Origin of the sequence: Saccharopolyspora rhizosphaerae (assembly GCF_003931915.1) — a bacterium.
In the GTDB taxonomy this organism is placed as follows: Bacteria; Actinomycetota; Actinomycetes; order Mycobacteriales; family Pseudonocardiaceae; genus Saccharopolyspora; species Saccharopolyspora rhizosphaerae.
The window spans coordinates 161,967-186,907 of sequence record NZ_RSAA01000006.1 but is presented as its reverse complement, the minus strand read 5'-3'; the positions used below and the strand labels follow the sequence as shown (position 1 = coordinate 186,907).

22 protein-coding genes are annotated in these 24,941 nt (G+C 70.6%); 12 read left to right on the top strand and 10 right to left on the bottom strand.

Going from position 1 to position 24,941, the window contains the following annotated elements; genetic code table 11:
• Nucleotides 1–8: 8 nt before the first annotated feature.
• The 5 genes from EIL87_RS27360 (at nucleotide 9) to EIL87_RS06410 (ending at nucleotide 3,113) form a co-directional block, all read left to right on the top strand.
• Nucleotides 9–140 carry a putative transporter small subunit gene (locus EIL87_RS27360; RefSeq protein WP_233576067.1) on the top strand — a complete coding sequence of 44 codons (132 nt, stop codon included), beginning with the start codon at nucleotides 9–11 and terminating at the stop codon, nucleotides 138–140.
• A 190-nt stretch (nucleotides 141–330) separates the two neighbouring features.
• Nucleotides 331–1,431, top strand: a complete 1,101-nt coding sequence (locus tag EIL87_RS06425) for a J domain-containing protein (RefSeq protein WP_125089241.1) — start codon at nucleotides 331–333, stop codon at nucleotides 1,429–1,431.
• Between the two features lie 96 nt (nucleotides 1,432–1,527).
• Nucleotides 1,528–1,932 (top strand): DoxX family protein, encoded by a 405-nt coding sequence (locus EIL87_RS06420; RefSeq protein WP_125089240.1) that lies wholly within the window; start codon nucleotides 1,528–1,530, stop codon nucleotides 1,930–1,932.
• A gap of 18 nt (nucleotides 1,933–1,950) precedes the next feature.
• Nucleotides 1,951–2,343 carry a VOC family protein gene (locus EIL87_RS06415; RefSeq protein WP_125089239.1) on the top strand — a complete coding sequence of 131 codons (393 nt, stop codon included), beginning with the start codon at nucleotides 1,951–1,953 and terminating at the stop codon, nucleotides 2,341–2,343.
• Between the two features lie 86 nt (nucleotides 2,344–2,429).
• Nucleotides 2,430–3,113 carry a dienelactone hydrolase family protein gene (locus EIL87_RS06410; protein WP_125089238.1) on the top strand — a complete coding sequence of 228 codons (684 nt, stop codon included), beginning with the start codon at nucleotides 2,430–2,432 and terminating at the stop codon, nucleotides 3,111–3,113.
• A 57-nt stretch (nucleotides 3,114–3,170) separates the two neighbouring features.
• On the opposite strand, the gene EIL87_RS06405 is transcribed toward EIL87_RS06410, so the two are convergent.
• From EIL87_RS06405 to EIL87_RS06390, 4 genes are all read right to left on the bottom strand, one after another.
• Complete coding sequence (locus EIL87_RS06405; RefSeq protein WP_125089237.1) at nucleotides 3,171–4,340, bottom strand: NAD(P)/FAD-dependent oxidoreductase; 1,170 nt, start codon at nucleotides 4,338–4,340, stop codon at nucleotides 3,171–3,173.
• Nucleotides 4,337–5,770, bottom strand: coding sequence for a sodium:solute symporter family protein (locus tag EIL87_RS06400; protein ID WP_125089236.1), 1,434 nt, complete (start codon nucleotides 5,768–5,770; stop codon nucleotides 4,337–4,339). The genes EIL87_RS06405 and EIL87_RS06400 overlap by 4 nt, the downstream gene beginning before the upstream one ends.
• 18 nt (nucleotides 5,771–5,788) lie before the next feature.
• A complete protein-coding gene (gene solA, locus EIL87_RS06395) occupies nucleotides 5,789–6,916 on the bottom strand; it encodes an N-methyl-L-tryptophan oxidase (RefSeq protein WP_267898830.1) in 1,128 nt (375 codons plus the stop codon).
• Between the two features lie 83 nt (nucleotides 6,917–6,999).
• Nucleotides 7,000–7,722 (bottom strand): GntR family transcriptional regulator, encoded by a 723-nt coding sequence (locus EIL87_RS06390; protein ID WP_125089235.1) that lies wholly within the window; start codon nucleotides 7,720–7,722, stop codon nucleotides 7,000–7,002.
• A 133-nt stretch (nucleotides 7,723–7,855) separates the two neighbouring features.
• Here EIL87_RS06390 and EIL87_RS06385 point away from each other — a divergent pair, with 133 nt between their 5' ends.
• Nucleotides 7,856–8,998: a CaiB/BaiF CoA transferase family protein gene (locus EIL87_RS06385; protein WP_125089234.1), complete on the top strand. Its 1,143-nt coding sequence runs from the start codon at nucleotides 7,856–7,858 to the stop codon at nucleotides 8,996–8,998.
• A gap of 222 nt (nucleotides 8,999–9,220) precedes the next feature.
• Here the strand turns inward: EIL87_RS06385 and EIL87_RS06380 are convergent, their stop codons facing one another.
• Complete coding sequence (locus EIL87_RS06380) at nucleotides 9,221–11,323, bottom strand: acetate--CoA ligase family protein (protein ID WP_125089233.1); 2,103 nt, start codon at nucleotides 11,321–11,323, stop codon at nucleotides 9,221–9,223.
• A 254-nt stretch (nucleotides 11,324–11,577) separates the two neighbouring features.
• On the opposite strand from EIL87_RS06380, the gene EIL87_RS06375 reads away from it, so the two are divergent.
• Nucleotides 11,578–12,903 (top strand): MFS transporter, encoded by a 1,326-nt coding sequence (locus tag EIL87_RS06375; protein WP_125089232.1) that lies wholly within the window; start codon nucleotides 11,578–11,580, stop codon nucleotides 12,901–12,903.
• An 88-nt stretch (nucleotides 12,904–12,991) separates the two neighbouring features.
• Here the strand turns inward: EIL87_RS06375 and EIL87_RS06370 are convergent, their stop codons facing one another.
• Nucleotides 12,992–14,500, bottom strand: coding sequence for a UxaA family hydrolase (locus tag EIL87_RS06370; protein ID WP_233576066.1), 1,509 nt, complete (start codon nucleotides 14,498–14,500; stop codon nucleotides 12,992–12,994).
• 194 nt (nucleotides 14,501–14,694) lie between these two features.
• Nucleotides 14,695–15,216, bottom strand: a complete 522-nt coding sequence (locus tag EIL87_RS06365) for a MarR family winged helix-turn-helix transcriptional regulator (RefSeq protein WP_125089230.1) — start codon at nucleotides 15,214–15,216, stop codon at nucleotides 14,695–14,697.
• Between the two features lie 120 nt (nucleotides 15,217–15,336).
• Here EIL87_RS06365 and EIL87_RS06360 point away from each other — a divergent pair, with 120 nt between their 5' ends.
• Both EIL87_RS06360 and EIL87_RS06355 read left to right on the top strand, forming a co-directional pair.
• Nucleotides 15,337–17,442 carry an MMPL family transporter gene (locus EIL87_RS06360; protein WP_125089293.1) on the top strand — a complete coding sequence of 702 codons (2,106 nt, stop codon included), beginning with the start codon at nucleotides 15,337–15,339 and terminating at the stop codon, nucleotides 17,440–17,442.
• A gap of 103 nt (nucleotides 17,443–17,545) precedes the next feature.
• Nucleotides 17,546–18,439, top strand: a complete 894-nt coding sequence (locus EIL87_RS06355; RefSeq protein ID WP_125089229.1) for an SAM-dependent methyltransferase — start codon at nucleotides 17,546–17,548, stop codon at nucleotides 18,437–18,439.
• A 61-nt stretch (nucleotides 18,440–18,500) separates the two neighbouring features.
• Here the strand turns inward: EIL87_RS06355 and EIL87_RS06350 are convergent, their stop codons facing one another.
• Nucleotides 18,501–19,142, bottom strand: a complete 642-nt coding sequence (locus EIL87_RS06350) for a TetR/AcrR family transcriptional regulator (RefSeq protein WP_125089228.1) — start codon at nucleotides 19,140–19,142, stop codon at nucleotides 18,501–18,503.
• 99 nt (nucleotides 19,143–19,241) lie between these two features.
• On the opposite strand from EIL87_RS06350, the gene EIL87_RS06345 reads away from it, so the two are divergent.
• Nucleotides 19,242–20,177: an alpha/beta fold hydrolase gene (locus EIL87_RS06345; protein ID WP_125089227.1), complete on the top strand. Its 936-nt coding sequence runs from the start codon at nucleotides 19,242–19,244 to the stop codon at nucleotides 20,175–20,177.
• A 78-nt stretch (nucleotides 20,178–20,255) separates the two neighbouring features.
• Entirely contained in the window at nucleotides 20,256–21,182 is a 927-nt protein-coding gene (locus EIL87_RS06340) for an esterase/lipase family protein (protein ID WP_199740283.1), read from the top strand.
• A 977-nt stretch (nucleotides 21,183–22,159) separates the two neighbouring features.
• On the opposite strand, the gene EIL87_RS06335 is transcribed toward EIL87_RS06340, so the two are convergent.
• Both EIL87_RS06335 and EIL87_RS06330 read right to left on the bottom strand, forming a co-directional pair.
• A complete protein-coding gene (locus EIL87_RS06335; RefSeq protein WP_125089225.1) occupies nucleotides 22,160–22,984 on the bottom strand; it encodes an aldo/keto reductase in 825 nt (274 codons plus the stop codon).
• Between the two features lie 19 nt (nucleotides 22,985–23,003).
• On the bottom strand, nucleotides 23,004–24,197 hold the full coding sequence (locus EIL87_RS06330; RefSeq protein WP_125089224.1) for an MFS transporter: 1,194 nt from the start codon (nucleotides 24,195–24,197) through the stop codon (nucleotides 23,004–23,006).
• Nucleotides 24,198–24,370: 173 nt separating this feature from the next.
• Between EIL87_RS06330 and EIL87_RS06325 the strand changes: the two genes are divergently transcribed.
• Complete coding sequence (locus EIL87_RS06325) at nucleotides 24,371–24,829, top strand: MarR family winged helix-turn-helix transcriptional regulator (protein WP_125089223.1); 459 nt, start codon at nucleotides 24,371–24,373, stop codon at nucleotides 24,827–24,829.
• The last annotated feature ends 112 nt before the right edge of the window (nucleotides 24,830–24,941 follow it).

The window sequence follows — 24,941 nt, the reverse complement described above, 5'->3', positions numbered from 1 at the left end:
AGGACGCCATGAGCACCCTCGTCCTGGCCGCGTACATCCTGGTCTGGCCCGCGCTGACCGCGGTCGTGCTGGCCGTCATGTGCTCGGCGGTGGTCAAGGACTACCGCGCAGCCAAGAAGGACAACCGCAGCGTCGTCTGACGCTCGCCCGGTCGCTCCACCTCCCCCACGCGGGGAGGTGGAGCGACCCGCGTTCGTGACGCGATCGAGCGGTCATCGGGTGACATCCCGACATCCGGTTGATCTTGATCTCCGCCGGCGTCCTATCATGAGCGGGCGTTCACGATCGCAGCTCGTTGTTGCCGCGCGGACCGGGAGGCGGGGAGGGTAGTTGCGCGGGGTCGACTACTACGAACTCCTCGGCGTGGGGAGCGACGCGACACCGGTCGAGATCAAGTCGGCGTACCGGACGCTCGCCCGCGCCATGCACCCCGACGTCGGCGGCAGCGACGGCGCGTTCCGCCTCCTGCAGGAGGCCTACGAGACCCTCAACGACCCGGTGCGCCGCGCCACCTACGACAGCTCGCGGAGCCGCCCGGTCAGCACCGGCACGGCCGCGCAGCGACCCCGTCGACCGGGTGGGACGCGGCGGCCTGGCCGCGACTTCGGTGAGGACCCCGATTTCGTGCCGAAGACGCCGCGGGTCCGGCTCGACGACATCCCCTGGTGGGACAGCGTCGACCCGCAGGCGCGGGTGCAGTACCTGCCGGTCCTCGGTCCTGACCGGGTGCCGACGATGGCACTGGTCGGTGCGTGGTCGCTGCTGATGCTCGCCGGGGTGGCGGTGGAGCTCAACGTCGCGTTGCGGGCGACGTGGCTGGGGCTGCTCATCGCCTTCGGCGTGGTCGTCGTCTTCCTGCTGCGCAGGCACATCGCCGCCTACCGCGAGCACCGGGCGTTCACCGCCGAGTTCGGCGGCCAGCGGATCTTCGGGCTGCCCGACCTCCAGCACGAACGCGCCCAGCTGCTCACCGCCGAGCTCTGCGCCCGGTACCTCATCCGGCTGCCCGGGGCCCGGGTCTTCCACGGCCTGTCCTGGCCCGACTCGGTCTTCGAGGACGTCCACCACGCGGTGCTGTGCGGCCGCCGGCTGGTGCTCGTGGAGTCCAAGAGCTGGTTGCCCGGGCACTACACCACCGACGAGAACGGTGCGCTGTGGCGCAACGGGCACCCGTTCCGCGGCGGGGTGACCCGCCTGGACGAAGGTGTGGCCACCTTCCAGGAGCTGCTGCCGGAGGTCGAGGTGCGCGGAGCCGTGCTGATCTACCCGAGCAGGGCCGGTGAGGTCACCACCGTCGAGCAACCCGACGAACCGGTGGCTCCGATGACGCCGGCGCAGTTCGTCAAGGACATCGGGCACTGGCTCGCGCAGGACCCCGCCACGGTGGACCGCGACGTCTTCAGCGCTGTGCTCGAGCAGCTGGTGGGCTGAGAACCCCTTCCTCGCGCCGCGACCGATGAGTTTCCGCGGCGGGTCGGGTCCGTACCTGCGACCGGACCTCGACAGCGCACGGGAAGGGTGCCTCGGATGACTACCAGTGCGAACGGAACCACCACCTCACCGCGACGGGCGGTCAACGTCGGTCTGTGGGTGCTGCAGGTGCTGCTGGCCGCGTTCTTCGTCTTCGCCGCAGCGCCGAAGCTCCTCGGCGACCCGCTCGCGGTCCAGATGTTCGACCAGATCGGTTTCGGGCAGTGGTTCCGCCACTTCACCGGAGCCGTGGAGCTGGCCGGTGCGATCGGCTTGCTGATCCCGCGGCTGTGCGGCCTGGCCGCGTTCGGCTTGGCGTTGGTCATGGTCGGCGCGGCGCTGGCGGAGCTCTTCCCGCTCGGCGCCCCTGCGCTGGCCCTGCCGCCGCTCGCGCTGTGCCTGCTGTTCCTGTTCCTCGCTTGGGCGCGGCGCGACACCGTGCCCGTCCTCGCCCGTTCCTGACCCGGCGGAGTGATCGCCATGGCGATGCAGACCTACCTGAACCTGCCCGTCGAGGACTTGAACCGCTCGGTGGAGTTCTTCACCGCACTCGGTTTCAGCTTCGACCAGAACTTCACCGACCAGAACGCCACCTGCATGGTGATCAGCGGCGACGCCTACGTGATGCTGCTGGTGAAACCGTTCTTCAAGTCCTTCACGCCCAAGGACGTCGCGGACGCCACCAAGGTCACCGAGGTCATCACCGCGCTCAGCGCCGACTCGCGCGAGCAGGTCGACGAACTCGTGGAGAAGGCGCGGCAGGCGGGTTCGCCGCGCATCGGCGACGTGGTGGAGGAGGGCCCGATGTACAGCCGCAGCTTCGAAGACCCCGACGGGCACATCTGGGAGGTCGTCCACATGCCCGTCGACTGAGGGGCTGCGTTCAGCGGTTCGCGGCGGGATCATGGTGCGGGCTCGACGGCCCGGCGCACGGTCACACCGGACGAAGGAGCAGGAGCGTGACGAACCCGCACCAGAACGTCAGCTTCACCAGCAACGGACGGACCGCTCACGGCTACCTCGCGACGCCGGAGCGGCCGGGTCCGGGGGTGGTGGTGATCCAGGAGTGGTGGGGCCTGACCGATCACGTCGCCGACGTCGCGAACCGCTTCGCCGCCGAAGGGTTCGTGGCCTTGGCGCCCGACCTCTACGGCGGGCACACCACGCACGACGCCGAGGAAGCGTCCCGGATGATGCGGGAGCTGCCGGTCGACCGAGCAGCCCGCGACCTGGCCGGGGCCGTCGACTACCTGTTGGAGCACGACGTGGTGACCGGCTCGTCGGTCGGCACGGTCGGCTTCTGCATGGGTGGCAAGTTCGCGCTCGTGCTGGCTGCCCAGCAGGGTGACCGGATCGGGGCGGTCGTGCCCTTCTACGGGATCCCGCCGGTGGAGACGGACTTCTCCGCGATGACGGCTCCGATGCTCGGCCACTTCGGGGAGTACGACCGAGGTGTCACCGTGGACGCGGTCGGCGAGGTCGCGGACAAGATCAAGAAGCAGACCGACGTCCACCCGCAGATCCACGTGTACGCGGCGGGGCACGCCTTCTTCAACGACCAGAACCCCGCCTCGTACCACGAGGAGTCGGCTCGCATCGCTTGGCCGCGCACCGTGGACTTCCTGCGCCGCCACCTCGGCTGAACCCGTCGCGCACGTCCGGGGTGCCGGTCTCCCGGTGCCCCGGAACGCGAGGCGTGATCACTGCTGTCCGGCGAGTCGCGCCTTCTTCAGAGGGGGCAACGAGTCCCGTCCGACCAACCGGTCCGGGCGGAAGTCCCGCAAGGGCGAGGCGTCCCGGCCGTGGACGACCTCGTCGGCGGCGAGCCTGCCCAGCAGCGGTCCCAGGGTGATGCCGCTGTGCGTGGCCAGCACGTACATCCGCTCGCTCCCGCCGAGGAACCCGGCCACCGTCAGGCCGTCGCCGGGCATGGACCGCTGGCCCACCCGCATCGACTCCAGCACCGCGCCCGAGGTCCCCGCCAGCAGGGCTTCCAGCCGCCGGCACAGCTCGCGGGCGTGGACCCCGTCCACCGCGGGAGGGTTGGCTGGGTCGGCGTCCGCGTCGAGGTCCAGACCCTGCAGCACGAACCGTCCGCCGCCGTCGGGCCGCACGTTCAGCGAGGGCGTGGTCAGCACCGAGTTCAGCCGGGTGGGCAACGCGGCCGTCCAGCCCAGCAGGCCCACGGTCGCCGATCCCGCCACCTCCGGGTCGGCCATCGCCACCCTGTGGCCGGTGGTCGCGGTCAGCGCCTCGGTCCACCGGCCGGTCGCGAACACGACCGCGTCGGCGGTCACGACCTCCCCGTCCGAGGAGGAGATCCGCACTCCGGCGGCCGTTTCCGACACCGACACCACCTCGACCGGGCAGCGCAGCCGAGCACCGTTCTCCCGCGCCTCGCCCCACAGACGTGCCACCAGCAACGCCGGGACCAGGTGCCCTTCGGTGGGGTAGTGCGCGATGTCCCGGAGGCCCTGGGGGAGGAGCAGGTCGGGCACCAGCTCCCGCGCGCGGGAGGCGCTGATCCACCGCACCGGGTAGTCCCGGGCCTCCAGCTCGCGCACCGCCGCGGCCAGCCGTTCGGCGCCGGCCGCGTCCTCGGCCCACTCGAAGTTCCCGCCGAGCGTCAGCCACGGCGCGCACGGACTCGGCGTGGACGCCAGAGCCCTGTGCTCGTCCATGCCCGCCACGTTGAGCTCGTGGTAGGGGAGCGGGTTCTTGGCGTGCGAGTTCACCCAGGCGAACGAGGTGCTCGTGGTCCCCGCCAGCGGAGCGGTCCGCTCGAAGACGGTGACGTGCGCTCCCGCCAGCGCCAGGGAACGCGCGGTCGCCGCGCCCAGCACGCCCAGTCCGATCACTGCGATCTTCATGCTTCGACTTCCGTTCCGCTCTCGACGATGGGACGGGTGGGGGTGAACACGGCGGTGGCCAACACTGCCACGACTGAAACCGCGATGCCGTAGACGGCGTAGGGCACAGTGGTGTCGAGCAGTTGTGCGATGGCGCAGCCGAGGATGCCGGCGACCATGCCCGTGATCGCAGCGGTCGGGGTGAGCCGACGGCGCCGGTGCAGCAGGTAGCCGAGGAAGATCGGCGCGGCCAGCGCTGCCGCGGAGTAGGCGTAGGTGGCGACCAGCCAGGTCAACGCCTTCGGGAAGAGGATCGCCAGCACGGCGGCGAGGGCGGAGACGCCGACGGTGATCAAGCGCGACAACGTGACGGTCTGCCGGTCACCGGCCTGCTTGCCCGCGATGTTCTGGTAGACGTCGCGGGTCAGGTTGGCGACCACGGACTGCAGCGCCGCGCCGGTGGTGGAGATGATCGTGGAGACCAGGAACGCGCCGAAGACGATCACCAGCCAGCCCGGAAGCTGCGTGAGCAGCCACCCTGCGGCGTCCTCCTCGTTGGTCAGGCCCGGGTTCATCGAATGCACCGCGAGGCCGATGCACCCCGCGTAGACGCCACCTAAGAGCATCATCAACCCCGACAGGCCCAGCCCGCGGCGAGCGTCGGAAACCTTCTTGGTCGCGAACACACGCTGGTAGTAGAGCTGGTTGGTGAGCGTGCCCGGCAAGATCGCCGCGATCCACAGCCAGATCTGGTCCCAGCCGGCCGCTGTCAGGCCCTCCCAGCCCCACAGCTGCTGCGGAACCGTGGTGGTGATGCGCTCCCAGCCGCCCGCGAGGTGGACGGCGTAGCCGGCCACCCCGAGCGACATGGCGATCATGAACAGGCCGAACACGAAGTCTGTCCAGGCCACCGAGGTCAAGCCGCCGGGCAGCACGAACAGCAACGAGGCAACCATGATCACCAGGATCAGCACGGTCGGTGACACGCCCGTGAGCTGCCCGAAGAGCTGGGCGAACGCGACGAACTGGGTCGCCAGCCAGCCGAAGGGCACGACCAGCGCGGCCAGCGCGGCGATGGCGATGGCCAGCCGGTTGCGGCCGAACAGCGTGGTGATGATGTCGGGGACGGTGGTGAAACGCTGCTCGCGCAGCCACTTCGCGATCAACATCAGGACGAGGAAACCGGCCAGCACGCACCCCTCGTAGAGGAACACCGACCAGCCGGAGCGGTAGCCGATGCCGACGTGCGCGATGAGCACACCGCCGCCCGTGGCGGTGGCGAACTGGGTGACGATGACGACGACCAGTGGCAGCGACTCACCCGCGGACAGCCAGTCCGCGGAGCTCTTCGCCCTGCGTCCGAAGTAGACTGACATGCCGATGCCGAAGCCGATGACCAGCAAGCTTGCGATGATGATTCCGGCGATCTGGCCGGTGGAACCGGTGAGCATGGTTGGCCTCCAGTGGGCTCACGGCAGTAAGCGGTTCGGGTCGAGCGGTGCGATGTCGTGGGACGTTCCGCCGTCGAGCGCGAGGTCCGCGCCGATCTCGCCGAAGGCGGGGGCGAGCTTGAAGCCGTGGCCGGAGAACCCGGTCATGACCGTGGCCCGGTGGTGTCCGGGGAGCGGCCCGAGCAGGGCGTGGTCGTCGGGGGTGAACCCTTCGGCGAAGGTGCCGATGCGAATGGGGTGCGGCACCACCCCGGGGAGCAGTCGGGCTGCGGCGGCCGAAGCGGCGCGGGCGTGGTCGGGAGGTGAGCTGCGTGGGAGGTCGTCGGGTCCGTCGAGGTCGGGCCACCCGAGGTGGTGCGGCACGATCTTGATCGCCACCCCGTCGAGGGCGGGGAAGCAGGAGAACCCGGCTTCGGGGTGCCTGCGAATGGCGATGGGCAAGGCTTGCGGCGAGTGCGCGGCGACGTCGCGAGCGGCGAACCAGTAGGCGGTGATCAGGCGGGCTGCCACCGGCAGATCACGCAGCGGTGCCAGCTGCCGTGCCCACGGGCCGGGTGCGAAGACCACGTGGTCGGCGTCGAACTCGGTGCCGTTGCTGGTGATCCGCCATCCTGTGTCGGTTTCGGTGACGTCGGTGACCGGGTGGTGGGGCAGCAACCGCGCTCCGGAGTTCTCGGCGCAGCGCAGCGCGGCCTGCACGCACGGCTCGGGTCGCAGCACACCGGCGCCCGGGTCGAGCACCATGACTTCGCCATCGTCGATCTCGTGCTGCGGGAACCGCTTCCGCGCCTGGTCGGTGCTCAGGACTTCGTGGTCGAGCCCGGCCTCCTCGGCGCAGCGCCGCACGGCGAGGATGTCGGGGTGGTCCGGTGCGCCGATGGTCAGCCCGCCGCACATCGTCAGCAGGGTCGAGCCGGAGCGGTCTTCCAGCTCGCGCCACAGCGCCCCGGCGCGCTGCAGGAGCGGGACGTAGCCGGCTCCTTCCTTGTAGGCGGTGCGGAAGATTCGGGATTCACCGGCCGAGGAGCCCCGGTCGTGGCCGGGGCCGTGGGTGTCGAAGGCCAGCACGTCGGCTCCGCGGAGCGCGAGCCGCCAGGTCGTCATGGCACCGATGACACCGGTGCCGATCACCGCGACGCGAGTCAATGCGAACTCCTCCAAGAGGGTTTTCCGGGCAGGACGAACTCTCGGTTCCACCACGGAACCGTTCGCTGCAGGGGAGGAACTGGTCAGCTGTCCGGAGCGGACAGAACGCTCTGCTCGATGAAGAGCTCGACGAGGTCGGGCCGGATGATGTGCCACATCGCTTCGGCGAGCTTGCCGTCGGTCAACCAGGTCAGGCGGCGCAGCCGAAGCACTGCCTGTCCGGTGGTGAGCCGGAGCCGGGCAGCGGTGTCGTCGTCGAGCGACACCGGGTCGATGTAAACGCGGGAGGTGGCAGCGGGGACGTCATTGCGGGCGAAGTAGTCGTGGACGGTCAGGTGGGCCAGGTCCTCGTCGAGCAGTCGTGGTGCCAGCAAGAACGGGACCGCGGAGAGTTCGACGGCGATGGGGTTGTCGTCGATGTCGAACTTGAGCCGGCGCAACTGCGTGACGGGCGCGTCGTCGTCCACCCCGGGCATCTCGACGTCGGCGTCGCGCGCCGGGATGACCGCTGCGGAGTCCACCGCGTGCCGACCGGGGATCTCCGGACCGCGCAGCGCGGGGTTGACCAGTCGCAGCAGGTTCTCCTGCCGCGCGCCTCCGGCGACGAACGTGCCGCGGCGCCGGTGTCGCTCCACCAGCCCGGCGTGGGCCAGTTCGGTCAGCACCCGCTGCGCGGTGGCACGGCTGACCGAGTGCTGCTCGCGCAGCTCCGCCTCGGTCGGCAGCTTGCTGCCGGGCGGCAGCGCACCCGAGCGGATCCGCTGCTCCAGTTCGGTGCGGATGCGCAGGTACGCCGGTGTTGCCATGCACGAAATCTAGCCTTGCGCAATTGACCGGTCAATAGATGATTCGCACGGTGAAAAGCAGCGACTTCGCGTTGACAGGGGTTGGCCGAGCGGTGAGCCTACGGCTGTGGCCGGGCGAGATGAAGGTGGGCGCATGCTGCCGTTGGAAGGCGTGACCGTCGTGTCGTTGGAGCAGGCCGTCGCAGCCCCGTTCGCGACGCGGCAGCTCGCCGACCTCGGTGCGCGGGTGATCAAGGTCGAGCGCCCCGCGGGTGACTTCGCGCGCGGTTACGACACCGCTGTGAACGGGTTGTCGAGCCACTTCGTGTGGATCAACCGCAGCAAGGAGAGCATCGCGCTGGACCTCAAGGCCGAGGCCGACCGGCGCGTGATGGACAAGCTGCTGGCCAAGGCCGACGTGTTCGTGCAGAACCTCGCCCCGGGCGCTGCCGCCCGGCTGGGCCTCGGTGCCGAGCGGCTGCGGGAGCGGGACCCGCGTCTGATCGTCTGCGACCTGTCCGGCTACGGCAGTTCCGGCCCCTACCGCAACAAGAAGGCCTACGACCTGCTCGTGCAGTGCGAGACCGGGCTGGTGTCGATCACCGGGGGTGAGGAACCGGCCAAGACCGGGATCTCCACGGCCGACATCGCCGGCGGCATGTACGCCTTCAGCGGCGTGCTCAGCGCGCTCTACGAACGCGAACGCACCGGCGAGGGCAGCGCTTTCGAGGTGTCGCTGTTCGACGCGCTCGGCGAGTGGATGGGTTTCCCGTACTACTACGCCCACTACGGTGGGCGGCCACCGCGCCGCTCGGGCGCCCGCCACGCCGCCATCGCCCCGTACGGGCCGTTCGCCGCCGGCGACGGGACGCAGGTCTTCCTGGGGGTGCAGAACGAGCGCGAGTGGGTCACGTTCTGCGAACAGGTCCTGCAACGTCCCGAGCTGGCCACCGACCCGCGCTTCGGCGACAACCCCACGCGCGTCGAGAACCTCGCCGCACTGCAGGAGGTCATCGAGTCGGTCTTCGCCGTCATGAGCGCCGAGGACATCGAACAGCGCTTGGAGGAGGTCGGCATCGCCAACGCGCGCATGCGCACGGTGGCCGAGTTCGCCGACCACCCGCAGCTCGCGGCGAGGGACCGCTGGCGCGAGGTCGATTCGCCGGCCGGCCCGCTGCGCGCCCTGCTGCCTCCGATCACGGTCGCCGGCCGCGAACCCCGCATGGACCCGATCCCGGAAGTCGGCAGCCACACCAACAAGATCCTCGAAGAACTCGACGAACCCCCACGCGACTGAGGCGCCCCAGGAACACGCCAGAGCCGTTCTCCCAGGTGGGAGCGCCAGCCCGCACCGCCGCTCCTCACCCGAACGGGCGGTGGGCTGACATTTAGTGCGAAATGCCAGCCCACCGCCCGTTCGGGTGACTCGGGTGTGCACCAGGAGGGGCGCGCGGAGTCCCGGAGCCGGTCAGGTTTCGCTGCCCGGTGCGGCTGAGCGGGGCTGATCGCGCGCCCGCTCCTACGTCAGCAGCGCTAGGCAGTCGACTGCTACCGCGCCGTTCTCGTCGACGAGCAGGGGGTTGACGTCGAGCTCTGCGACGTCGTCGGCGAGGTCGTGCGCAAGCCACGACAAGCGGGCGATCGCGTCCGCCGCCGCGTCGAGGTCTCGGGCCGGCTGTCCTCGGACGCCCGCGAAGATCCGACTCGCGCGCAGGGAGAGCAGGAGCCGCTTCGCCGAGGCGGTGTCCAGGGGAGCGGTGCCGACCTGGCTGTCGGCGAGGACCTCGACCAGCACGCCGCCGAGCCCGACCACCACGACCGGACCGAACGCGGGGTCCCGTTTGATGCCCACGATCAGCTCGGTGCCGGAGGACATGCGCTGCACCAGCAGCTTCGCCGCCGGGTCCAGGCGCAGCAGTTCTTCGGCGGCCTCCTGCACCTCGGCGTCGGTGGAGAGGTTCAGCCGCACCCCGCCGATGTCGGACTTGTGCCCGACGGTCCGGGAGAGGAGCTTCACCGCCACCGGTGTGCCCAGCTCGTGCGCGGCGGCGACCGCTCCCTGCGGGTCCTTGGCCGGGAAAGCGCCCGCGCAGGGAACTCCGTAGGCGGCGATGAGCCTGCTCGACTCGTGCTCGTCGAGCTGCGTGCGCCCGTGGTCGCGGGCTTCGCACAGGATCGCGCGCACCGCCCGCAGATCGATGTCGCCCGGCCGCTGCGGGGCCGGCGGGGACGGGCGCAGGCTGTAGCCGGCCAGCGCGCCCAGCGCGGCGGCCGCGCGCCCGGGATCGGTGAAGCACGGGATCCCCAGCTCCCGCAGCCGCTCCCGGGGACGGCCGCTGCCGCCGGTCCACACCACCACGAGCGGACGGTCGGTGGAGCGGTAGGCGTGCTCGACAGCGCCGATGAGCTCCTCCGCCGCGTGGTCGGCGTTGCCGAGCAGGACCGCGATCATGTCCGACCCCGGGTGCTCGACCGCGATCTCCAGCGCGCGTCGCAGCATCGCCGGGTCGCTGATCAGGTTGGCGGTGAGGTCCACCGGGTTGCGCGGGGAGCCGAACGCGGGGAGGACCTCGGCCATCCGGCTCTGCCACTCGGGTTCCCACGGGGCGACGTCGAGACCGTGGCGGGCGGCGGCGTCGGCCATCAGGACGCCCGCGCCGCCGGACAGCGACAGCGTGGTCAGCTTCCTGCCCCGGGCCCGCCGTCCGTCGGCGAAGATCACCGCGGCGTCGAGCAGCTCCTCCATCCCGTCGACCCGGACGACGCCGAACTGCCCGACGACCCCGTCGAAGACCGCGTCTTCGCCGGCCAGCGACGCGGTGTGCGAGGCCGCGGCGCGGGCACCCGCCGCCGAACGGCCGACCTTGACCGCCAGGACCGGCTTGTCCAGCTCGTGGGCCTTGCGGGCGACGGTCAGCAGCTCACCGCCGTCGTGCACGCCTTCCAAGTAGGCCATGAGCACCCGGACCTCGTCGAGCTCGACCAATCCGCCCAGCAGCTCACCGACCGACAGGTCCGCCTCGTTGCCGGTGTTGAGGAAGTGCGAGATGCCGATCCCGGCGTGCTGCGCGGCCGAGAAGATGAAGGTGCCGAACGCGCCGCTCTGGCTGACGAACGCCAGCGCGCCCTCGCGCGGCTGGAAGTCACCGTCCATCGCCGAGGTGAAGGTGGGCATGGCCCGGTCCTTGAGGCTGAACATGCCCAGGCAGTTCGGTCCGAGCAGTCGGATCCCGGTGTCGGCGACGACGTCGCGGAGCTGCTGCTGCAGCCGCGCGCCTTCCTCGTCGAGCTCGGCGAAGCCGGCCGCGCCCACGATCGCGGCCGGGATCCCCCGTTCGGCGCAGTCGCGGACCGCGTCGACGACCTGGTCGGCGGGCAGCATGACCATCGCGAGGTCGATGTCGCCCTCGACGTGGGCCAGCGACGGGTAGGCGGGCAGGCCCTGGACCTGCGCGCGCACGGGGTTGATCGGCAGCAGCCTGCCGACGTAGCCGAAGCGCTTCATCAGCGCGATCGCGCGGCCGGAGAGCTTGACCGGGTTGTTCGAGGCACCGAGGACGGCGATCGACCTCGGGTGCAGCATGCGGTGGATCGCCGGATGCGGGGCCGTGTTGCCGTCCATCGCGCTCCATCCCCACCTGGTGCCTTGGCACGAGGGTGTTTTCGGTGCGTCGACGCCCACCGCGTTGCGGGCGCCGGGTTGAGGCTAAGCGAGCGTCGCGCTGGGGCCAAGACTCGGTTCTGCGGATGTCCACAGTGGAGCATGTGGTGCAGTCCACTCGCAGATCGGCTAACCCGATCGCTTCGCGGAGCGAACTAACAGTTGAGCAAGTGTGAGCCGGGTGTTGTTGACTCAGAGGACTTGGGAGGGTATTCGTGGCTGCCGACCGACCGGAGCGTCGGGCGTGGTGGATCTGGAGCGTGGCGGTGGTCGCCTACCTCGCCGCGGTGTTTCACAGGGGCAGCTTGGGGGTTGCCGGAACGCAAGCGCTGGAGCGGTTCGACGTCGGACCAGCCGCGCTCAGCGCGTTCACGGTGTTGCAGGTCGGCATCTACGCGGGCATGCAGGTTCCCACCGGTTTGCTGGTGGACCGCTACGGCGCACGCCGGGTGATCACCACGGCGGTGTTGTTGCTGGGGACGGGCCAGGTGCTGTTCGCGCTTGCCGACACGTACGCGATGGGGCTGGCCGCGCGCGGCGTGCTGGGCCTGGGCGATGCGTTGATGTGGGTGAGCATCCTGCGACTGGTGGCGGCGTACTTCTCCGCCCGCCGCTACGCGCTGGTGGCCACCGTTTCCAGCGCGCTGGGGGCGCTGGGTGGTGTCGCGGCCACGTTCCCGCTGGCCGCGGCGCTCCGCACGATCGGCTGGACGGGGACGTTCCTGCTGGTCGGCGGGTTGACGATGGTCTACGCGGCGATGACGGTCTCGGTGGTGCGCGACACCACCCCGAAGGCGTCCTCGCCCCAGAGCGGTGGTGCGGTCCTGGCGCAGGTGCGCGCGGCGTGGTCGGTGCCGGGAACGCGGCTGGCGTTCTGGACGCACTTCTGCACGATGTTCGTCTCCGGTGCGCTGACCCTGCTGTGGGGCTTCCCGTACCTGGTCCATGGGCTGGGCGTGGCCGCCTCCACCGCGAGCGTCGTGCTGAGCCTGCTGATCATCGGCCAGGTCGTGGGTGGTCCGGTCGTGGGCGCGCTGATCGGCAAGCGCCCGGAGTGCCGGATGTGGCTCGTCATGGGTTACCTGGGCCTGAACGCGCTGTCGTGGGTGGCGCTGCTGACCTGGCCGCAGGGTCGTCCGCCGCTCGCGGTGATCGCCGTGGCGTTCCTGGTCTTCGCCTTCGGCGGTCCGGTGTCCTCGGTGGCCTTCGCCCTGGTGCGCGACTACAACTCGCTGCGCCAGGTCGGCACCGCCACCGGGGTGGCCAACGCGGGCGGCCACTCGGCCACCGCGCTGGGCGTGCTGGGCGTGGGCGTGGTGCTCGACCTCGTCGAGTGGATGCCCGGCGGTTCGGAGTACCGGGTGGCCATGCTGGCGCTGGTCGCGATGCTGCTCTTCGGTGCCTCGCGCACCTGGGTGTGGTGGCGCCGCGCCCGCGCGGAGGTCTTCGCCGCCGCGCAGCGGGGTGAGCAGGTGCCGGTGCTGCTGCACCGCCACCGCTGGGACCTCGAGGCCCCGCGCCGCGAGCCCGTCGCAGCCTGATCGAGGGGGAGCAGGAGGGCGGTTCGCTGGCCTGGGGCCGGCGGCACCGCCCTCCACGCGCTTCCTCAGCGAGCCGCTCGCGTCCGGCTCACAGCACGGTGGACAGGTGCCACGGGACGAACTCCTCCTCCCCGTAGCCGAGCTCCTCGCTCTTGGTCTCCTCGCCGGAGGCCACGCGCAGGATGTGCTGGAAGATCTGCTCGCCCATCTCGGCGACCGTCATCTCGCCGTCGGCGATGACACCGCAGTTGATGTCCATGTCGTCGGTCATCCGCTCGTACAGCGGCGTGTTCGTGGCCAGCTTGATGCTCGGCGCGGGCTTGCAGCCGAAGGCCGAACCCCGTCCCGTGGTGAAGCACAGCAGCTGCGCTCCGCCCGCGATCAGGCCGGTCGCGTTGACCGGGTCGTAACCGGGCGTGTCCATGAACATCAGCCCGCGGTCGGTGATCGGCTCGGCGTACTGCAGCACGTCCACGAGGTTGGTGGTGCCGCCCTTGGCCGCGGCGCCCAGCGACTTCTCCAGGATCGTGGTCAGGCCGCCCGCCTTGTTGCCAGGCGAGGGGTTGTTGTTGATCGAGCTCCCGTCGGCCTGGACGTGCTTCTCCCACCAGGCGATCCGGTCGACGAGCTTCTCGCCGACCTCGCGGCTGACCGCGCGGCGGGTGAGCAGGTGCTCGGCGCCGTAGATCTCGGTGGTCTCGCCGAACACCGCCGTGCCGCCGTGGCGGATCAGCAGGTCGGCCGCCGCGCCCAGGGCCGGGTTGGCCGTGATGCCGGAGTAGGCGTCGGAGCCACCGCACTCCATGGCGAGCACCAGCTTGTCCGCGCCGACGGTCTGCCGCTCGTGGGCGTTGGCCTGCGGGAGCATCTCCTCGATGCGGCGGACGCCTTCGGCCACGGTCTTCTTGGTGCCGCCGAACTCCTGGATCGTCATGGCGTGCACCGGAGTTCCCTCCGGGAGCTTGAGGTCCTCGGTCAGCGACTTGACCTGGTTGACCTCGCAGCCCAGCCCCAGGACCAGCAGGCCGGCGATGTTGGGGTGGCCGGCGTAGCCCTGCAGCGACCGGCGCAGCACCTCGAAGCCCTCGTTGCCGCTGCCGCTGTGGCCGCAGCCGAGGGTGTGGGTCAGCGGGCAGATGCCGTCGACGTTGGGGTAGTCGTCGAGGATGCCGGAGGCCTCGACCCGCCGGGCGATCATCTTGGCCGCCGTCGCCGAGCAGTTCACCGAGGTCAAGACCGCGAGGTAGTTGCGAGTGCCGACCCGGCCGTCCGGCCGCACGAAGCCCTGGAAGGTGGCGCGCTGGTCCTCGGGCACGAAGTCGGTGGGCGTGGCGTCGGCGCCGAAGGCGTGTTCCCGCTGGAACTCCTGGTACGTGACGTTGTGGGTGTGCACGTGCTCGCCGGCTGCGATGTCGCGGGAGGCGAAGCCGATGATCTGCCCGTACTTGCGCACCGCCGTGCCTTCGGCGATGTCGGCCGTGGCGACCTTGTGCCCGCGCGGGACCGTGTTCGTGATCGTGAGACCGGAGTAGGTGCCGGGCTCGATGTCCTGCCGGGCGATGAGGACGGAGTCCTCGGGGTGCAGGCGAAAGCCCAACTGGTCCAAGCTCGGGGACGACAACCGGATCAACCTCGCTTCAGGGATGTGAAGTCACTTCGTCGTGGTGAACCCGGATGCTAAACGTGCGAACGCCCGGTGTCACCGCTGGACGCGTCGAGGTGATTGTCACGCCCCGAACAGGCCGATGACAGGTCCGAGCGGGTCGCCGGCCACCTCGGCCGAGGGGCCGGTCACCGCGGTTCGATCGTCTCCCGCGCGCGGGCGGTGGCCTCGATCGTCGCGGTGAGGAACTCGCTGATGGTCCGCCGCTGGTCCTCGCTGAAGCGCTCCCAGACCTGGCCGAGCTCGCGCATCAGCGGTTGGTGGAACTCGTTGCCGATCTGCCGGGCGGTGTCGTGGATGTCCAGGTCGACCCGGCGCCGGTCGGTCTTGCTGTGCTCCCGCGTGAGGTGACCGAGCGACTCCAGGCGCTCCAGGAGGGTCGTGGTCGCCGACGCGCTCAGGTCGAGGGCCGCGGCCAGCCGGCTCGGCGTCATCGGGTCACCGCGGTTGGCGGCGTCGAGGATCGCCACGATGGCGTTGAGGTCGGTCCGGTACAGCCCGTGGGCGTTGCCGAACAGGACGCTGAAGCGGTCGAGCTCGACGTTGAGCGCCCGCAGCAGCTCGCCCAGCGCCACGTCACCGGTCGCCGCGGGCGCGCCGCCGGACTGGTCACTTCCTCCCTGGTTGTCCACCTCACCAGCATCGCTCATCGCGTCACCCGTCGTGCGCGGCCCCTCGGCCTGCCATATACTTCGATAATCGAAATATACTGCCGTCGTACTGTGGCCTCGGCAACCGCCGAGGAGCTCCACGAGGAAGAAGCCCGCTCGATGGTCCTGACATCCCCACCCACCTCTGTCGAAGCGCGTCCGGAAGGGGCACGTCGCCGCTGGCGGTGGGTGTTACCGGCGCTCGTGGTGATCGCCTGGTTGGCCCTGGGCGGCGTGGGCGGACCCTTCACCGGGAAGCTGGGCGAGGTCTCCACGAACGACAGCTCGACGTTCCTGCCCGCATCGGCCGAGGCCACCAAGGTCGGCGAGCTGCAGCGGGAGTTCACCGACGGTCGCGCGATCCCGGCGTTCGTCGTGGCGGAGCGCCCTGATGGGATCACCGCAGCCGATCGCCAGTACCTGGACGACTCCGCCCAGCGGATCCGGGAAGTCCGCGGAGTGGACCAGGTCTCGCCTCCGATCCCGTCCCAGGACGGCTCGGCCGCGCACGTGGTCGTGGCCATCGACGCCAACGACGACCCCTCGGAGACCGTGGCGGCGGTGCGAGCCGTTCTGGACCAGTCGCCTGCCGGGCTCGAGGCCCTGGTCAGCGGACCCGCCGCCCAAGCAGCCGATCTGCGCGAGGCGTTCAGCGGCGTCGACGGCATGCTGTTGCTCGTCACCGGGGCGGTGGTGTTCCTGATCCTCGTCGCGGTCTACCGCAGCCCGGTGCTGCCGGTCCTGGTGCTGCTGTCGGCCTCGTTCGCGCTCGGGGCGGCCGCGGTGGCCGTGTACTTCCTGGCCGACGCCGACGTCCTGGTGCTCAACGGGCAGAGCCAAGGCATCCTGTCGATCCTCGTGATCGGCGCCGCCACGGACTACGCCTTGCTGTTCGTGGCCCGGTTCCGCGAGGAGCTGCGCTCGACGCGCGACAGGTTCCTCGCGATCCGCCGCTCCGTGCGCTCGACGTGGGAACCGATCGTCGCCTCCGCCGGGACCGTGACCCTCGGCGTTCTCTGCCTGCTGTTCAGCGACCTGAACTCGAACAAGAGCCTCGGCCCCGTCGCGGCCATCGGCATCGTGGCCGCGCTGGTCGCCTCGCTGACCTTCCTGCCAGCGGTCTTGGCGCTTCTCGGCCGCGCGGCCTTCTGGCCCTTCGCGCCCGCGGTGGTCCCGGGGGGCTCGGAGCAGCAGGGATCCGGCCGTGCCGGGCTGTGGGAGCGGATCAGCTCCTGGGTCGCCAGGGCGCCACGCACGATCTGGGTGGTGACCACGCTGGTCCTCGTCCTCGGCGCGCTCGGCCTGCCGCAGCTCAAGGCGAGCGGCACCGCGCAGTCCGAGGTGTTCATCAACCCGGTCGAGTCCGTGGCGGGGCAGGAGTTGCTCACCCGGCACTTCCCGGCGGGATCGGGCACGCCGACCACGATCATCGCCAACGCCGACCACGCCGACGAGGTCGTGCGAGCGTCCCAGGTGGACGGTGTCGCGAACGTCGCTCCCGCCCAGGCAGGACCGGGCGGGCCCCGGGTGGTCAACGGCCGCGTCCAGATCGAGGCCGTGCTCAGCGAGCCCGCCGACTCGGAGGAGGCCATCGCCTCCGTGCAGCGGATCCGCGACTCGGTGCGCGGCGTCGAGGGAGCCGACGCCCTGGTCGGCGGCCCGACGGCGACCCAGCTCGACACCCAGCTGGCCGCCGAGCACGACCGCTCGGTGATCATCCCGATCGTGCTCGCGGTCGTCTTCGCGGTCCTGGTCCTGCTGCTGCGTTCCCTGGTGGCGCCGCTCATGCTGATCGCGACCGTGGTGCTCTCCTTCGCCGCGACGATGGGCGTGTCGGCGCTCGTGTTCAACCACGTCTTCGACATGCCGGGAGCGGACCCCGTCGTGCCGCTGTACGGATTCGTGTTCCTGGTCGCGCTCGGCATCGACTACAACATCTTCTTGATGACCCGGGTGCGGGAGGAAGCCACGCACCGGGGCAACCGGGACGGCGTGCTGCGGGGCCTGACGGTCACCGGCGGCGTGATCACCTCCGCCGGCGTCGTCCTCGCGGCGACGTTCGCCGCGCTCGCGGTGCTGCCGATCCTCTTCCTGGTCCAGCTGGCCTTCATCGTGGCGTTCGGAGTGCTGCTGGACACGCTGATCGTGCGTTCGTTGCTGGTCCCGGCGTTGTCCCTGGAACTCGGGCGGTCCCTGTGGTGGCCCGCTCGGCTGGGGCGTCGCTGAGCCGGTGGGCCGCGCGCACCGGGCCCGTCCCCGCGGCGGGCCCGGTGTCAGTCCGTGCGGTGCCCCACCGGCGGAGCACCGCACCGCGAGAACAGGAGGAACGATGGCAGAGCACGAGAAGTGGGACGTGGTCTCGGGAGTCGGGCGGACGGCCTTGTGGGTGGCCGTGGCCCGCGCTCTGGAGACGCGCTCCGAGTCCGGGCTCATCGACGACCCGCACGCCGAGGTGCTCGCCCGCGCCGCGCAGCCGACGGGTGCGCTCACGTCGGTGCTCGACGCCCAACCCGAGGACGAGACCACCCGCCAGCTCTGGCAGGTGATGGCCCTGCACCTGGGGATCCGCACGCGGTTCTTCGACGAGTACTTCCGCACCGCGACCAGCAGCGGTGAGGTGGAGCAAGCCGTGATCCTGGCCGCCGGGCTGGATTCCCGGGCCTGGCGGCTGGAGTGGCCGCAGGACTTCACGCTCTTCGAGATCGACCAGCCCGAGGTCCTCGACTTCAAGCGCCGCGCGCTCGCCGGGGAAGGTGCCCACCTGCGCTGCGAGCACGTCGCCGTCCGGGCCGACCTGCGCGACGACTGGGCGTCGGCCCTGCTCGCGGCGGGTTTCGACCCGCAGAAGCCGACCGCGTGGCTGGTCGAAGGTCTCCTGCCGTACCTGCCAGCGGAGGCCGAGGAGGAGCTCTTCCAGGTCATCACCCGGCTCTCGGCGCCCGGGAGCCAGGTCGCCCTGGAGCACTCCGTGTCGGCGAACTTCGGGCAGGCCATGGACGACCCGCGCTTCGAGCACGTCAGCCAGGACTGGGGCGTCGACATGAACCAGCTCGTCCACCAGGACGAGCGCACGCCTGCCATCACACGGCTGCGCGACCACGGCTGGCAGGTCGACCGGGACGAGAACGGCACCACCACCGCAGCCGAGTACGGCCGCCAGGCCGACGGGCACAGCGCCATGCACCTCGAGCACGTGCGCTACGCGACGGTCCGCCGCAACTGAACCCGAGGGGCCGCGCTCGGAACCGCCTGCGCGACCCTGACTTCCCGCGCCAACCGGGAGATCAGCCGTTCTCCCGGTTGGCGACGATGGGCACCACCACCTCGGTCGCGAACGAGCGCAACTGCTCCTCGTCGCCGAAGTCGACCACGTCGCTGGGCAGGACCGCGTACGCCACCGACAGCCGGATCAGCAACTCCGCGAGCCTCTCGTCGGCGCCCGCCGCGACCGGGTGGTCCTGGCGCAACCGCTGCGCCACGAAGACGCGGCCGAGCTGCAGCGGTGAAGGTTCCCCCGAGCGCAGCAGTTCCAGCAGCTGACCGGGATCGGTGCGGACCAACCTCCTGACCCAGGGGTGGCGCTGCGCGGTGCGCACGCACAGGGTGAACGCCTCCACCACGCGCTCGGCCGGGTCGGGCGTCCGGTCGAGCCGCGCGGCCGCTTCCCCCAGGAAGACCGCCACCTCGCGCTGCCACAGCTCGTGCAGCACGTGCGCGAGGGAGCCGAAGCGGCGGAACACCGTCGCCCGACCCACACCGGCCGCCCTGGCGACGTCCTCGGCCGTCACCCGCTGCGGACCGTAGGCCGACACCGCGGTGAGCGCCCCGTCGAGGATGCGCTCATCGGTGGAACCTGGAGCGCGCTCCGCGTCCGTGCGCAGCAACGACTCCAGCACCGCGAGTTCCCGGTCCGACGATGACTCCATCACGGGGATGATATCGGTGGGACGATCTGCGTATCATCCGGCTCAACGTCGGGCAGGCTGCTGAAAAGCCCGTCGCCACAAGGCGGATGAGGAGCGCGGGTGTCGCACAGCGTCTGGCGGTTCGGGTCTCAGCTGCGCCGCGGGGCCGGTGGCCTCCGCCCGGTCGGACGGGTTCCCGCGCACGTCGAGCACCGCCCGGACCTGCCACCGGGAGAGGTGGTCCACCTGCCCGGTCGCGGTGAGGTGTTCGTGCGACGGCACAGCGGTCCCGGACACGGCGTCCCGGTGGTGCTGCTGCACGGGGTCACCTGGTCCGCCGACATCAACTTCCACGGCGTCTTCGACGCGCTCTCCCGGCACCACCCGGTGGTGGCCCTCGACCAGCGAGGGCGCGGACGGGGACTGCCCATCACCGGTGAGTTCGGCCTCAGCGACATGGCCGACGACGTGATCGCCCTGCTCGACGAGCTCGGGATCGACGAGGCGGTGCTGTGCGGCTGCTCGCTCGGCTCTCTCGTGGCCCTGCACGCGGCGCTCGGACACCGGGACCGCGTCGCCGGGCTCGTCCTGTGCGGGGCCGCCCTGTGCTACCGCCGGCTGCTGCGCGACCGCCTCGCGCTCGCCGCGGTGAGACCCGCCGCAGCGATGGCGAAGTTCGGCTTCGGGAAGTCCCTCGCGGCCCGCTACTTCGGCGCCAACCGGACCGAGGAGCGCTTCCGGACGCTCTGGCCGTGGCTGCGCGCTGAGCTGGCCCGCACACCACCGTCCGGCGTCACCTCGGTGATGCGCGCGGTCGCCGACCACGACCTGCGCTCCCGAGCGCACGAACTCCGCGACCTGGTCGCGGTCGTCGTGCTCACCACGCACGACACGATCTGCAACCCCGCGCTGCAGGAGGAGATGGCCGCGGCCCTGGACGCCCAGGTCGTTCGCCTGGACCGCGACCACGACGTGCCCCTCGCCGATCCGGACGCGTACCGCGACGCGGTCGTCGGCACCCTCTCCCGGCTCACCCGCGCCGACGCCCGGGCGTGATCAGACCTCGGGGCCTCATCGGTGGGGCCCCGCAGAAAGGCCCCGGGACCAGCTCCCGGCTTCGTGGAAGGACGAGACGTGACACTTCGGACGCTCGCTCCAGTGGTCGCCGCTCTGCTGCTGTTGTCCGCTCCCGCCGCGAGGGCGGACGCGGACGAAGAACTCCCCGTCATCCACTCCTCGGCGGCCGCGTTGGCCCACGCGTCGGCCCACCCGGACACTCCGCCGCCCGGTGCCAACGACTGGTCCTGCGAACCGAGCGCACAGCACCCCAGACCGGTCGTGCTCGTGCACGGGTCGATGGAGAACATGACGTTCAACTGGTTCTCGCTGTCGCCCCAGCTGGTCAACGAGGGGTACTGCGTCTTCGCGTTGAACTACGGGCAGATGGAGGGGCTGCACCTCGGCGTTCCTGGTGCCTCACGCACTTCCGGCATCGGCCCGATTCAGAACTCCGCGGCCGAGCTCGGCGGGTTCGTCGACGAGGTCCTCGCCGCGACCGGTGCGTCCGAAGTGGACATCGTCGGACACTCGCAGGGCGGGACGATGCCCCGCTACTACACCAAGTTCCTCGGCGGCGCCGGGAAGGTCGCGAACCTGATCGGGCTCTCACCCGGCAACCACGGGTCGACCGCCTTGGGGTTGGCGAAGTTGCCCGGCGTTCCGGAGCTGCTCGGCCTCGGGCTCGGGCCGGCGTTCGCGCAGCAGGTCCACGACTCCCCGTTCATCGCCGACCTCAACGCAGGTGGCGAGACCGTGCCCGGGGTGCGCGACACGGTGATCCAAACGCAGTGGGACGAGATCGCCACGCCCTACACGACCTCGTTCCTCAACGGTCCCGAGGTCACCAACATCCTGATGCAGACGCAGTGCCCGCTGGTCGGCTCCGACCACCTCAGCATCGCCTTCGACTCGATCGCCGCCCACCACGTCCTCAACGCCCTCGACCCGGAGCACGCCACACCGGCACCGTGCTACCCGACCCCACCGTTCAACGGCGGGTGATCCCGGGACGGGTCGAGCGGCGGCGGACTCCCACTCCGCTCGACGCCTCCGCGCAGGGGAGTGCCGGACGAGGCGGGCACATCGCGTTGGGGACGCACCACCGCCACCCGCAGGCCGACTCGGAACTCCCCAGGAACCTGGCCGAACCGACCCACGCTCGCGTGTCTCCTGCTGACACGCCGGACCGTCCACGTTCTCGCGAAGTTCGGACCTGACGGAACCCCTTCGAACGTCGCGCGAACTTCGAGCTTCGACCCGTTCACGCACCACACGTGGCTGTCACGGAAGCTCGGGTGTGTCTCCCTGCTCGGGCCCGTGCGAGGAGGGTGGATGCCTCGTGGTGGCGGTGGTGCACAGCCCGGCGGGTCGAACTTCGCGAGGATGTCGAGCCAGCCCAACACGCCCGAGCCGTCTCGGAAGAGCGGGCGTGTGTTCGCTGGTCGGGGCTTCCGGGGAGGGCTGTCGCCTCGTCGTGGAGGTCGTCACCCGACCCGGGCTAGCTCGAACTTCGCGAGGACTTCGAATCCCACCCGTCGTGCCCGCCCCTTTCAGTCGCCTCGGCCTGTCTCCGCTGGTCTGTCTCGGCGCGTCTGCGCAGGTCGTGTCTTCGCAGCGTGGGTGTGGGCGCCTTGTCGTGGGAGGCGTGCGGCTTGGGCTGGGGTGTCGGAATGTCGCGAGAACCGTGACCCGGCCCGACATGCCGTGTCGTCTCGGACGGCCGGGTGTGTGTTCGCTGGTCGGGTCCGCTTGTGCGGGAGAGTGGGGTGCTGTGCCGTGGGGGTCGTGCGGCTGGGCTTGGGTGCTCGAACTTCGCGAGAACTTCGACTGAGCCTGACACGCCCGGCCTCCGGGAAGGCCGGGCGTGTTCGGGTTGTTCGGAGGCCGGTGAGCGGGAGTGGGGGCACCTCGCGCGAGAAGTGCTCCCCGGGTGCTCACCACCTGGGTGACCGGTGCCCGGTGACGGCTGACCGTGGGGGTCAGTTGAGGTTGTCGGGGTGGGGGCCGGTGCGGTGTCCGCGGTCGAGGGTGGCGATCGCGGACATCTCGTCCTCGCTGAGGGTGAAGTCGAAGACCTCGATGTTCTGCTGGATGCGGGCGGGTGTCACCGACTTCGGGATCACCACGGTGCCCAGCTGGAGGTGCCAGCGCAGGACCGCCTGGGCGGGTGACTTGCCGTGCCGTTCCGCGATCCCGGTGATGATCGGGTCGTCGAGCAGCGCACCCTGGGCCAGCGGGCTCCAGGCCTCGGTGGCGATGCCGTGCTCCGCGTGCAGTTCGCGCAACTCGCGCTGCTGGAGCCCGGGGTGCAGCTCGACCTGGTTGACCGCGGGCACCAGCGCGCTGTTCTCGAAGAGCCGTTCCAGGTGTGCGGGCTGGAAGTTCGACACACCGGCGGCGCGCACCCGCCTGTCGGCGACCAGCTGCTCCAAGGCCTTCCAGGTCTCCAGGTACAGGCCGCGCTTCGGCGTGGGCCAGTGGATCAGGTACATGTCCACGTAGGACAGCCCGAGCGCGTCCAGACTGCGGTCGAAGGCGCGCAGCGCCGAGTCGTAGCCCTGGTCGCTGTTCCACAGCTTCGTCGTGATGAACAGCTCCTCGCGCGGGACGCCGGATTCGGCGATCGCGCGACCGACACCGGCTTCGTTGCCGTAGGCCGCCGCGGTGTCGATGGACCGGTACCCGGCCTGCAAGGCCGCGGCGACCGCCGCGGTGGTCTCCTCCTCGGGGATCTGGAAGACGCCGAATCCCAGCTGCGGGATCGTGACGTCGTTGTTGAGCGTGATCGTGGGAACCACGGGGATCTCCTTCCGGTGGTGCGGTTCAGACCTGCGCCGCGACCGGCGCGGCAGGTGCGGTGGTCTCGGTGGTCTTGCTGCGGTGGTCGAGGAACGCCGCGAGGAACGCCAGCAGCAGGGCGCTGCCGGCGAGGAGGGCGCCGACCCAGTTCGGCGCGGTGTAGCCGAGACCGGCGGCGATCACGACACCGCCGAGCCACGCGGCCAGCGCGTTGCCGAGGTTGAAGGCGCCGATGTTGGCGGCGGACGCCAAGGTGGGTGCGGCGGAGGCGTGGTCGAGGATCCACTTCTGCAGCGGCGGCACGGTCGCGAAGCCCAGTCCGCCGATGACGGGCAGGGTGATCGCGGAGAGCGCCTGGCTGTGCGCGGTGACCGTGAACAGCAGCAGGGTGATGCCGAGGGCGGCGAGGGTGACGATCAGCGCAGGCATGAGGGCCTTGTCGGCGAACTTCCCGCCGAGCAGGTTGCCCAGGAACATCCCGACCCCGAACAGCACGAGCAGCCAGCTCACCGCGCCCGCCGAGTAGCCGGCGACCTCGGTCATCATCGGGGCGATGTAGGTGATCGCGGCGAACACACCGCCGAACCCCAGGACGGTCATCGCCATCGCCAGCCACACCTGCGCGCTGCGGAACGCGGCGAACTCGGTGCGGATCTTCGCGGCCTCGGGCTTGCCCTGTTCGGGCACGAGCAGGGCGACGCCGAGGAAACCGACCACGCCCAGCAGCGTGACGACGCCGAAGGTGACCCGCCAGCCGAAGGCCTGGCCGACGTAGGTCCCGCCGGGGACGCCGATGACGTTGGCGACGGTCAGCCCCATGAACATCAGCGAGATGGCGGAGGCCTTCTTCGCGGGAGCCACCAGGCCGGCGGCCACCACGGAGCCGATGCCGAAGAACGCGCCGTGGGCGAAGGAGGCGACCACGCGTCCAGCCAGCATCAGGGCGAACGTGGGCGCGGCAGCTGACAGGGCGTTGCCCACGACGAACACACCCATCAACAGCAGCAACATCTTCTTGCGGGACACCTTGGTGCCCAGGACGGTGAGGACCGGGGCTCCGATGACCACGCCGAGCGCGTAGCCGGACACCAGCCAGCCCGCTGCGGGGACGCTCACGCCGAACTCTCCGGCGACCTGCGGCAACACCCCCATGATCACGAACTCGGTGGTGCCGATCCCGAAGGCTCCGATGGCGAGGGCCAGAAGCGCGAGAGGCATGTGCGGGCCTTCCTGGTGTGAATTGCGTCCGTCAGTTACGAGCGTCGACAATAATTGCAGACGCGGCATACTGCCACATGCGGGTACTGTGACGTGCGAGATAGTTGCGCACGCTGCCTGAACGTGCGTGCTGGTAACCTGGGCACGGAAGCTCGGAGGTCGGGGAGGTGCTCGTGGGGATCGCGGACGATGCCGTCGAGGTGCGAGCTCACGGCTGGCGCACGCTCGCCGCCTTGCACGGGATGCTCGACACCGCGCTGGAGAAGGCGTTGCAGGCGGAGCACGGCCTCTCGGTCGTCGAGTACACCGTGCTCGACGCGCTCGGCCGCCAGGACGGCTGGCACATGCGCATGCAGCAGCTGGCTCGCGCGACCGCGCTCAGCGGAAGCGCGACAACGCGCCTGGTCAGCCGCTTGGAGGATCGCGAACTGCTGACCCGCGTCCTCTGCAAGGAGGACCGCAGGGGTATCTACACCGAACTCACCGACGCAGGGCGAGCGCTCCTGGAACAGGCCCGTCCCACGCACGACGCGGCCTTGGCCGCGGCGCTCGACTCGGCTGCGCAGACCCCGGAACTCGCCCCGCTCGTCGAAGCGCTCGACGGCCTCGCGCAACCCGCACCGCAACACTGACCGGCACCGGAGGCGGCACCGGCTCGAACGCGGCGAGTCACGCCCGCTTCTGCGCCGGGATCGGGCTTCGCGGAAACGGCGAGACCGCTCAACGGGCTGACCGCCGACCATG